Here is an 11,145-nt window from a genome sequence, read left to right as displayed (position 1 = left end):
TCGTCGTCGAGGCACCGTTCGTGAAGGGGAAGATCCATGGCGGATGACCAGAAGCTGCTCGACCATCTGAAGTGGGTGACGGGCGAGCTCCGCCAGGCGCACCGCCGGATCCGCACCATCGAGGACCGCGCGCAGGAGCCGATCGCCATCGTCGGCATGGGCTGCCGCTTCCCCGGCGGGGTGCGGACGCCCGCCGAGCTGTGGCGGCTGGTGGCCGGACGCACCGACGCGGTCGGCGACTTCCCGACCAACCGGGGCTGGGCCGAGGACGAGGACGAGGACTACGCCCGGCAGGGCGGCTTCCTCCACGACGCCGACGAGTTCGACGCGGCGTTCTTCGGCATCAGCCCGCGCGAGGCCACCGCCATGGACCCGCAGCAGCGCCTGCTGCTGGAAGCCTCCTGGGAGGCCTTCGAGGCCGCCGGCCTGAACCCGCGCGCGCTGCGCGGCAGCCGAACCGGGGTGTTCGCGGGCACCAACGGCCAGGACTACGGCCTGGTCGCGCTCGCCTCCCCGGAGGGCCTGGAGGGGCACATCGCCACCGGCACCACCGCCAGCGTGATGTCCGGCCGGCTCTCGTACGTGTTCGGGCTGGAGGGCCCGGCGGTCACCGTGGACACGGCCTGCTCGTCCTCGCTGGTCGCCATGCACCTCGCGGCGCACGCGCTGCGCTCCGGCGAGTGCGACCTGGCCCTCGCGGGCGGCGCCACCGTGATGTCCACCCCCGGCGGGTACGCCAGCTTCAACCGGCAGGGCGGGCTGGCGGCGGACGGCCGCTGCAAGGCCTTCGCGGCGGACGCGGACGGCACGGGCTGGGGCGAGGGCGTCGGCGTGCTGGTGCTGGAGCGGCTGTCGGACGCGCAGCGGCTCGGGCACGAGGTGCTGGCGGTGGTCCGGGGGAGCGCGGTCAACCAGGACGGCGCCTCGAACGGTCTGACGGCGCCGAACGGCCCGTCGCAGGAGCGGGTGATCCGGCAGGCGCTGGCCAACGCCCGCCTGGAGGCGGCCGAGGTGGACGCGGTCGAGGCGCACGGCACCGGCACCAGCCTGGGCGACCCGATCGAGGCGCAGGCGCTGCTGGCCACCTACGGGCAGGAGCGCCCCGAGGGGCGGCCGCTCTGGCTGGGCTCGATCAAGTCGAACATCGGGCACACCCAGGCGGCGGCCGGTGTGGCGGGCGTGATCAAGATGGTGCAGGCGATGCGGCAGGGCGTCCTGCCGGCCACCCTGCACGCGGACGCGCTGTCCCCGCACGTCGACTGGTCGGCCGGCGCGGTCGAGCTGCTGACCGAGGCCCGTCCGTGGCCGGAGGCGGACCGTCCGCGCCGCGCGGGGGTGTCCTCCTTCGGGATCAGCGGCACCAACGCCCACGTCATCCTGGAGTCGGCGCCGGAGGCTCCGGCGGAGGGGGCTCCGGCGGAGGAGCCCCCGGCTCCGAACGCCGTGGCGCCGTGGCCGGTGTCGGGCGGATCGTCCGAGGCACTGGCGGCGCAGGCCGGTCGACTGGCCGAATTCCTCGGCGGGGAGCCGGAGTTCGCACCGGCAGAGGTGGCGGGGACGCTGCTCTCCCGGGCCGCGCTGGCCCACCGCGCGGTGCTGCTCGGGTCCGACCGGGCGGCGCTGCTGGACGGCCTGGCCGCGCTGGCGGACGGCCGCCCCTGGGGCGGGGTCGTCACCGGGATCGCGACGGAGGGGCGGACGGCGTTCCTGTTCACCGGTCAGGGTGCGCAGCGAGTCGGCATGGGCCGGGGGCTGTACGAGGCCTTCCCGGTGTTCGCGGCGGCCTTCGACGCGGTCTGCGCGGAGCTGGACGGGAAGCTCGGGCGGTCGGTGCGCGAGGTCGTCCTCGACGGCGTCGAGGATCTGGACCGTACGGTGTGGGCGCAGGCCGGGCTGTTCGCGGTCGAGGTGGCCTCGTTCCGGCTGCTGGAGTCCTGGGGCGTGGTCCCGGACGTGCTGCTCGGGCACTCGATCGGTGAGGTGGCGGCCGCCCATGTGGCGGGCGTGTTCTCGCTGGCGGACGCGTGCGCCCTGGTGGCGGCGCGGGGTCGGCTGATGGAGGCGCTGCCGAGCGGCGGGGCGATGCTGGCGGTGCAGGCCACCGAGGCCGAGGTCCGTGACGCGGTCGGCGAGCGGCTGGATGTCGCGGCCGTCAACGGCCCGACCTCGCTGGTGGTTTCGGGTCCGGTCGAGGTGGTCGAGGAGTTCGCGGCCCGCTGGAAGGCCGAGGGTCGCAAGACCAGCCGGCTGACGGTCTCGCACGCCTTCCACTCGGCGCTGATGGAGCCGATGCTGGAAGAATTCGCTTCCGTGCTCGGCGGGTTGACCTTCGCCGAGCCGCAGATTCCGGTCGTCTCCAACCTGACCGGCGGGATCGCCGGGCCCGGCCTGCTCACCACCCCCGACTACTGGGTCCGCCAGGTCCGGGAGGCCGTCCGCTTCGCCGACGGCGTCGAGGCCCTGCACCGCGAGGGCGTGAGCCGGTTCGTGGAGCTGGGCCCGGACGCCGTGCTGTCGGGTCTGGTCGGGCAGCAGCTCGCCGAGGGCGCGGTCGCCCCGCTGATGCGCCGTGACCGCGCGGAGTCCGAGACCGCGCTGACCGCGCTCGCCACCCTGTGGACGAGCGGCACCGAACTCGACTGGTCCCGGGTCGTCACCGGCGGACGCCGGCTCGACCTGCCGACCTACGCCTTCCAGCGGCAGCGGTACTGGCCGAAGCCGACCGCCGGGGCGGGCGACGTGAAGGCCCTCGGCCAGACCGGGGCCCGGCACCCGCTGCTGGGCGCGGTCGTCGCCCTGCACGGCGGGGGACTGGTGCTGACCGGGCGGCTGAGCCTGGCCGTGCACCCTTGGCTCGCCGACCACGCCGTCCTGGAGACCGTGCTCGTCCCCGGCACCGCCCTGGTGGAGATGGCGCTGAGGGCGGGCCGCGAGGCCGGCTGCGAGGTGCTGCGCGAGCTGGTGATCCAGTCGCCGCTGGTGCTGCCGCAGCAGGGCGGCGTCGCCGTCCAGGTGAGCGTCTCCGAGGCCGACGAGGCCGGGGACCGCACCGTGCAGGTCCTGTCGCGCTCCGAGGCGGAGGACTCCGCGTGGGTGTGCCACGCGACCGGGGTGCTCTCCCCGGCGGGCGCCGCCGCCCCTGCCGCCGACGGCTCCGCCACCCCGGCCGCCGACGGCTCCGCCGCTGCCGGGACCTGGCCGCCCGTGGGGGCCGAGCCCGTCGACCTCGACGGCTTCTACGACCGCCTGACGGCCGTCGGCTACGGCTACGGACCGGTGTTCCAGGGCCTGCACGCGGCCTGGAGCGACGGCGACAGCGTCCACGCCGAGGTGCTGCTCCCCGAGGCCGCCGCCGGCCAGGCGCAGGCGTACGGCCTGCACCCCGCGCTGCTGGACGCCGCGCTGCACGCGGTCGGCTTCTCCGCCGCCGTGGACGCCCACCGGGCCGCCCGGATGCCGTTCGCCTGGACCGGCGTCCGGCTGCACGCGGCCGGTGCCGCCGTGCTGCGGGTCACCCTGACCGTGACCGCCGACGGCGTGGCGCTGAGCGTCGCCGACGGCACCGGGGCGCCCGTCATGACCATCGAGTCCCTGGTGCTGCGGGAGGTCGAGGCCGAGCAGCTGCGCCCCGCCGTCGGCCCGGCCGTCGCCGAGGCGCTGTTCGCGCTGGACTGGACCCCGGTCACGCCGTCGGGAGCCGCCGGTGCCGGGCCCGCGACCTGGGCCGTGCTCGGTGCGCCCGCCCCGGGCGGCGCGGACACCCCCGCGCCCGCCGTCCCGCCGCTCGACGCGCCCCGGTACGCCGGGATCGCCGAGCTGGTCGCCGCGCTCGACGACGGACGCCCGGCGCCCCAGGCCGTCGTGCTGCCCGTCCCCACGACCGCCGCCGAGGCCGTCGACCTGCCCGCCAGGGTGCGGGAGACGGCCGGCCGCCTCCTGACGGACCTCCAGGCCTGGCTGGCCGAGGAGCGGCTGGCGGACACCCGGCTGGTGGTCGTGACCCGCGGCGCCGTCGCCGTCGGCCAGGAGCCCGTCGACCTGGTCGCCGCCGCGGTCCGGGGCCTGGTCCGCTCCGCGCAGACCGAGAACCCCGGCCGGATCGTGCTGGTCGACCTGGAGGGCGAGGCCCCGGCCGACGACTGGTGCCCGGTCGCCGCCCACGGCGACGAGCCGGTGCTGGCCGTCCGCGACGGCGCCGTCCTCGCCGCCCGGCTGGCCCGGCCCTCGGACACGCTCGCCGTGCCGTCCGGCCGGGAGGCCTGGCGCCTGGACACCCTCGGTCCCGGGACGCTGGAGAACCTCGCCCTGGTCCCCGCGCCGGACGCCGACCGGCCGCTCGGCCCCGGCGAGGTGCGGGTCGCCGTCCGCGCCGGCGGCGTGAACTTCCGCGACGTGCTGCTCGCGCTCGGCATGTACCCGGAGCGCGCGCCGATGGGCGCCGAGGCGTCCGGCGTGGTGGTCGGGACCGGCCCCGGCGTCACCGACCTCGCCCCCGGCGACCGGGTGTTCGGCTTCTTCTCCGGCGGCATCGCCGCCACCGCGGTCACGGCCCGCGACCTGCTGGCCCGCATCCCCGCCGGCTGGACCTTCGCCCGGGCCGCCGCCGTCCCGCTGGTGTTCGCGACGGCCTACTACGGGCTGCGCGACCTGGCCGACGTCCGGCCCGGCGAGTCCGTGCTGGTGCACGCCGCCGCCGGGGGCGTCGGCATGGCCGCCGTCCAGCTCGGCCGGCACCTGGGCCTCGACGTCTACGGCACGGCCAGCGCCGGCAAGTGGGACGTGCTGCGCGCCCAGGGCCTCGACGACACCCGCATCGCCTCCTCCCGCGACCTGGACTTCGAGGAGTCCTTCCGGGCCGCCACCGGCGGACGCGGCGTGGACGTCGTGCTCAACGCGCTGGCCGGCGAGTTCGTCGACGCCTCGCTGCGCCTGCTCGCGCCCGGCGGCCGCTTCCTGGAGATGGGCAAGGCCGACGTCCGCACCGACCTCCCGCGCGAGGACGTCCGCTACCGCGCCTTCGACCTCGGCGAGGCCGGACCGGTGCGGATGGGCGAGATCCTCGCCGAGGTCATCGCCCTGTTCGACGCCGGCGCGCTGCACGACCTGCCGACCACGGCCTGGGACGTGCGCAACGCCGTCGAGGCCTTCCGGCACATCGGCCAGGCCCGGCACATCGGCAAGAACGTCCTCACCGTCCCGGTGCCGCTCGACCCCGAGGGCACCGTCCTGATCACCGGCGGCACCGGCACCCTGGGCGGGCTGCTGGCCCGCCACCTGGCCGCCGAGCACGGCGTGCGGCACCTGCTCCTGCTGAGCCGTCAGGGCCCGGCCGCCGCCGGCGCCGCGGAGCTGGTCGCCGACCTGCGGGAACTGGGCGCCGAGGCGACCCTCGCGGCCTGCGACGCCGCCGACCGCGAGGCGCTGGCCGCGGTGCTCGCCGCGATCCCCGCCGAGCACCCGCTCACCGGCGTCGTGCACACCGCGGGCGTCCTGGACGACGGCGTGTTCGGCGCGCTCACCCCGGCCCGGCTCGACGCCGTGCTGCGCCCCAAGGTGGACGCGGCCGTCAACCTGCACGAGCTCACCGCCGACGCCGACCTGGCCGCGTTCGTGCTCTACTCCTCCGCCGCGGGGACCTTCGGCACCGGCGGCCAGGCCAACTACGCGGCCGCGAACGCCTTCCTGGACGCCCTCGCCGCGCACCGCCGGGCGCACGGCCTGCCCGCGCAGTCGCTCGGCTGGGGCCTGTGGGCGAAGGCCAGCGCCCTCACCGGGCACCTCGCCGAGGGTTCCACCGTGACCAGCGGCGACCGGCTCTCCGGCACGCTGACCGCCGAACTCGGACTGGCCCTCCACGATCGCGCGGCCGCCCTGCCCGCCGCGCACCTGCTGCCGGTCCCGCTCGACCTCGCGGCCGCCCGCGCCTCGGGCGCCGAGCCGCCGTCCCTGCTGCGCGGCCTGGTCCGCCCCACCCTGCGGCAGGCCGCCGACGGCCCGGCGACGGGCGGGCAGGCCACGCTGGAACGCCGGCTCCGGGGCCTGGAGGACGGCGAGCGGCGGCAACTGCTGCTCGACCTGGTCCGGACGAACACGGCCACCGTGCTCGGCCACGCGGGTGCCGAGGCGGTCGGGCCGCAGCAGGCGTTCAAGGACCTCGGCGTCGACTCGCTGGCCGCAGTGGAACTGCGCAACCGGCTGAACACCGCCACCGGGCGGCGGCTGCCCGCCACCCTGGTGTTCGACTACCCGACGGCCGCGGCCCTCGCGGACTTCCTCGCCACCCTGCTGCTCGGGGCGGCAGAGGAGGCCGACCGGCCCCGCGCGACGGCTGCCGTCGCCGACCCCGGCGAGCCGATCGCCATCGTCGGCATGTCCTGCCGCTTCCCCGGCCACGTGGCCTCCCCGGCCGACCTGTGGCGACTGGTCTCCACGGGCGGGGACGGGATCGTGCGGTTCCCGCCCGACCGCGGCTGGGACCTCACCGGGCAGTCCGGCGCCTACGCCACCCTCGGGGGCTTCGTCGACGGCGTCGCGGACTTCGACGCCGGCCTGTTCGGGATCTCGCCGCGCGAGGCGCTGGCGATGGACCCGCAGCAGCGGCTGCTGCTGGAGGCCTCCTGGGAGGCCTTCGAATCCGCCGGCCTCGATCCCCGGGCGCTCAAGGGCGAGCCGATCGGCGTCTTCGCCGGCGCCGCGCCCTCCTACTACGGCGTCGACGTGGACCTGCCCCAGGACACCGAGGGGCACCGGCTGACCGGTGGCGCGACCAGCGTCCTGTCCGGCCGGGTGGCGTACGCGTTCGGGCTGGAGGGCCCGGCGATGACCGTGGACACGGCCTGCTCGTCCTCGCTGGTCGCGCTGCACCTCGCGGCGCAGGCGCTGCGTTCCGGCGAGTGCGACCTGGCCCTCGCGAGCGGGGTGACGGTGATGACCGGCTCCGGAGTGTTCACCGAGTTCGCCCGGCAGGGCGGGCTGGCGGCGGACGGCCGCTGCAAGCCCTTCGCGGCCGGCGCGGACGGTACGGGCTGGGGCGAGGGCGTCGGCGTGCTGGTGGTCGAGCGGCTGTCGGACGCCCGGCGGCTCGGGCACCAGGTGCTGGCGGTGGTGCGGGGCAGCGCGGTCAACCAGGACGGCGCGTCCAACGGTCTGACCGCGCCGAACGGTCCGGCTCAGCAGCGGGTGATCCGGCAGGCCCTGGCGAGCGCCGGGCTGACGGCCGCCGAGGTGGACGCCGTCGAGGCGCACGGCACCGGTACCAGCCTGGGCGACCCGATCGAGGCGCAGGCGCTGCTCGCCACCTACGGCCAGGGCCGCGGTGACGAGCCGCTGTGGCTGGGCTCGATCAAGTCCAACATCGGCCACACCCAGGCGGCGGCCGGTGTGGCGGGCGTCATCAAGATGGTGCAGGCGCTGCGGCACGGCGTGCTCCCGGCGACGTTGCACGCGGAGCAGCGGACCTCCGAGGTGGACTGGTCGGCGGGCGCGGTGGAACTGCTGACCGAGGCCCGGCCGTGGCCGGAGGCCGGTCGCCCGCGTCGCGCGGGTGTGTCCTCCTTCGGGATCAGCGGCACCAACGCCCACGTGATCCTGGAGGCGGCTCCGGCGGTGGTGGTCGAGGAGACGGAGACCACCCAGGGCGTGCTGCCCTGGCTCGTGTCGGGACGCTCGGCCGGCGCGCTGGCGGCGCAGGCCGGGCGGATGGCCGAATTCCTCGGCGGGGAGCCGGAGTTCGCGCCGGTTGAGGTGGCGGGGACGCTGCTCTCCCGGGCCGTGCTGGAGCACCGTGCGGTGGTGTTCGGCGACGACCGGGCGGCGCTGCTGGACGGTCTGGCCGCGCTGGCGGACGGGCGCCCCTCGGGCGGGGTCGTCTCCGGGATCGCGACCGAGGGCCGGACGGCGTTCCTGTTCACGGGGCAGGGTGCGCAGCGGGTCGGCATGGGCCGGGACCTGTACGAGGCGTTCCCCGCCTTCGCGGCGGCCTTCGACGCGGTCTGCGCGGAGTTCGACCTGCTGCTGGACCGGCCGGTGAAGGACGTGGTGTTCGAGGGCGTCGAGGATCTGGACCGTACGGTGTGGGCGCAGGCCGGGCTGTTCGCGGTCGAGGTGGCGTCGTTCCGGCTGCTCGAATCCTGGGGCGTGGCACCGGAGTTCCTGCTCGGGCACTCGATCGGTGAGATCGCGGCCGCCCATGCGGCGGGCGTGTTCTCGCTCGCCGACGCGTGCGCCCTGGTGGCCGCGCGCGGCCGGCTGATGCAGGCGCTGCCCGAGGGCGGAGCGATGCTGGCGGTGCAGGCCGCCGAGGCCGAGGTCTGCGAGGCGATCGGCGACCGCCTGGACGTCGCGGCCGTCAACGGCCCGACCTCGGTGGTGGTTTCGGGTCCGGTCGAAACGATCGAGGAGTACGCCGCGCGCTGGAAGGCCGAGGGCCGCAAGACCCGTCGGCTGACGGTCTCGCACGCCTTCCACTCGGCCCTGATGGAGCCGATGCTCGAAGAATTCGCCGCCGTCCTCGCGAAGTTGACCTTCAACGAGCCGCGCATCCCGGTCGGCTCCAACCTGACCGGCGGGATCGCCGAGCCCGGCCTGCTCACCACCCCCGACTACTGGGTCCGGCAGGTCCGGGAGGCCGTCCGCTTCGCCGACGGCGTCGAGGCCCTGCACCGCGAGGGCGTGACCCGTCTCGTCGAGCTGGGTCCGGACGGTGTGCTGACCGCGCTCGCCGCGCAGAGCGCGCCCGACGCGGTCGGCGTGCCGCTGCTGCGCAAGGACCGGGACGGCCGCGAGACCGTCCTGACCGCGCTGGCCGTGCTCTGGACGACTGGTGACGCGATCGACTGGTCCGCGCTGCTGCCCGCCTCCCGTCACCTTCCGCTGCCGACCTACGCCTTCCAACGGGACCGCTACTGGCCGGACCAGGCCCAGGCCCCGGCCGGCAAGCCGCAGGACGCCGACCCGGCGGACCCGGCGGAGGCCGGGTTCTGGGCCGCCGTGGAGCGCGGCGACCTGGCGGAGCTGGCCGACACGCTGGACCTCGGCCCGCAGGCGCTGGACCCGGTCGTGCCCGCGCTCGCCGCGTGGCGGACCCGGCGTCGCCGGGACGCGACGATCGACGGCTGGCGCTACCGCGTCGACTGGACGCCGCTGACCGGCCTGCCCGCCACGGGGCTGCTGGACGGCGGCTGGCTGGTCGTCGCGGCGCAGGACTCCGAGCTGACCGAGTGGGCCACCGCCGCGCTCCGCTCCGCCGGGGCCGAGGTCACCGTCGTGGTCGACCCGGGCACCGGCCGGGACGCGCTGGCCGCCCGGCTCGCCGAGGCGGCCGGAGCGGCGGGTGAGGTCTCCGGCGTCCTGTCGCTGACCGCCGCCGTCGGCTCCGCGCTGCCCGGATCGGCGCTGCCCGAGGGCACCGCCGCCACCGTGGCCCTGCTCCAGGCGCTCGGCCGCGCGGGGATCGGGGCGCAGCTCTGGGTGGCCACCCGGGGCGCCGTCCGCACCGGCGGGGACGATCCGCTGGACAGCCCGGCCCAGGCGTCGGTCTGGGGCCTCGGCCGGGTGGCCGCGCTGGAGGACCCGGAGCGCTGGGGCGGCCTGGTCGACCTGCCGGTCACCGTGGACGCCCGTGCCGGCGACCTGCTGACCGTCCTGCTCGGCGAGGACCCCGGCGAGGACCAGGTCGCGATCCGCGGGACGGGCCTGCTGGCCCGCCGACTGGTGCGCGCCCCGCTGGACACCGCCGTTTCGGCGCCCGAGGGCTGGCGGCCCACCGGAACGGTCCTGGTGACCGGCGGGCTGGGCGCGCTCGGCGCCGAATCCGCCCGGTGGCTGGCCCGCCGCGGCGCCGCGCACCTGGTGCTGCTCGGCCGGCGCGGCGCGGACACCCCCGGCGCGCGGGAGCTCGCGGCCGAACTGGCCGGGTACGGCAGCCGGGTCACGCTCGCCGCGTGCGACGTGGCCGACCGCGACGCCCTGGCCCGCGTGCTGGCCGCCGTGCCGCGGGACCTGCCGCTGACCGCCGTGCTGCACGCCGCCGGGGTCGACGGCCTGGGCCGGCTGGACGAGGCCGACGCCGACGGGCTCGACGCGGTGCTGGCCGCGAAGCTCGGGGGAGCGGTGCACCTGCACGAGCTGACCGCCGGGCTCGACCTGGAGCAGTTCGTCGTCTTCTCCTCGATCGCCGCGGTCTGGGGCGGCGGCGGACAGGGCGCGTACGCGGCGGGCAACGCCTTCCTGGACGCCCTGGTGGAGCACCGCCGGGCCCGCGGCCTGGCCGGCACCTCGGTGGCCTGGGGAGCGTGGGCGGGCGCCGGACTGGCCGTCAGCGGGGACACCGGCGGCCTGCTGCGCCGCGGCGTCACCCCGATGGATCCCGAACTCGGCGTCCAGGCCCTCGCCCAGGCCGTCGACCGGGCGGAGAGCGGTCTGACCGTGGCCGACGTGGACTGGGAGGTCTTCGGCGCGGCGTTCACCTCCGCCCGGCCCAGCCCGCTGCTGCACGAACTGCTGGACGAGCCGGCGGCGGCCGCGGGCGCGGAGCCGGCCGCGACGGGAGACGCCGACGAGGCGTCCGCCCTCGCCGCCCGGCTGGCGGCGGCGCCGCCGCGCCGGCGCCCGCAGATCCTGGTCGACGTGGTGCGGGCCGAGGCGGCCACCGTGCTGCGCTACCAGGACGGCCGCTCCGTCGCGGCCGGCCAGGCGTTCAAGGACCTCGGCTTCGACTCCTTGACCGCGGTCGAGCTGCGCAACCGGCTGAGCCGGGTGACCGGCCTGCGCCTGCCGCCGAGCCTGGTGTTCAACCACCGCACCCCCCAGCGGGTGGCCGCCTTCCTCGGCGAGGAACTGGGCGTCCTGGTCGAGGAGCGGCCCGCCGGCCCGGACGAGGCGGCGGTCCGCGCGGCGCTGGCGGCCATCCCGATCGAGCGGCTGCGGGAGGCCGGACTGATGGACACCCTGCTGAGCCTGGCGGACCCGGCGCCGTCGGGCACACCCGGGACACCCGACCGGCCCGACGGCCCGGACCAGCCGGACGGTCCGGACGTGCCGGTCGGGTCGGACGACCTTGATGATCTGGACGACCTGGACGATCTGGACGCCGACGCGCTGATCGAGATGGCCCTGAACACCGAACGAGACGACGCCTGAGCCATG

Annotated in this window: 1 protein-coding gene; it reads left to right on the top strand. The window is 76.8% G+C overall.

Annotated elements, in window-relative coordinates; all coding sequences use genetic code 11:
* Positions 1-36 precede the first annotated feature (36 nt).
* Positions 37-11,139, top strand: a complete 11,103-nt coding sequence (locus ACGFSC_RS17125; protein WP_359903825.1) for a type I polyketide synthase — start codon at positions 37-39, stop codon at positions 11,137-11,139.
* Positions 11,140-11,145: the final 6 nt, after the last annotated feature.

This window comes from Kitasatospora sp. NPDC048715 (genome assembly GCF_043198905.1).
In the GTDB taxonomy this organism is placed as follows: domain Bacteria; phylum Actinomycetota; class Actinomycetes; order Streptomycetales; family Streptomycetaceae; genus Kitasatospora; species Kitasatospora lactacystinica.
The sequence above is the reverse complement of the archived record's forward strand: the minus strand, read 5'-3'. Positions and strand labels throughout refer to the sequence as shown.

Excerpts from the sequence above, each read along its gene's own strand:
- ACGFSC_RS17125 (WP_359903825.1), top strand. The coding sequence starts at position 37 with ATGGCGGATGACCAGAAGCTGCTCGACCATCTGAAGTGGGTGACGGGC.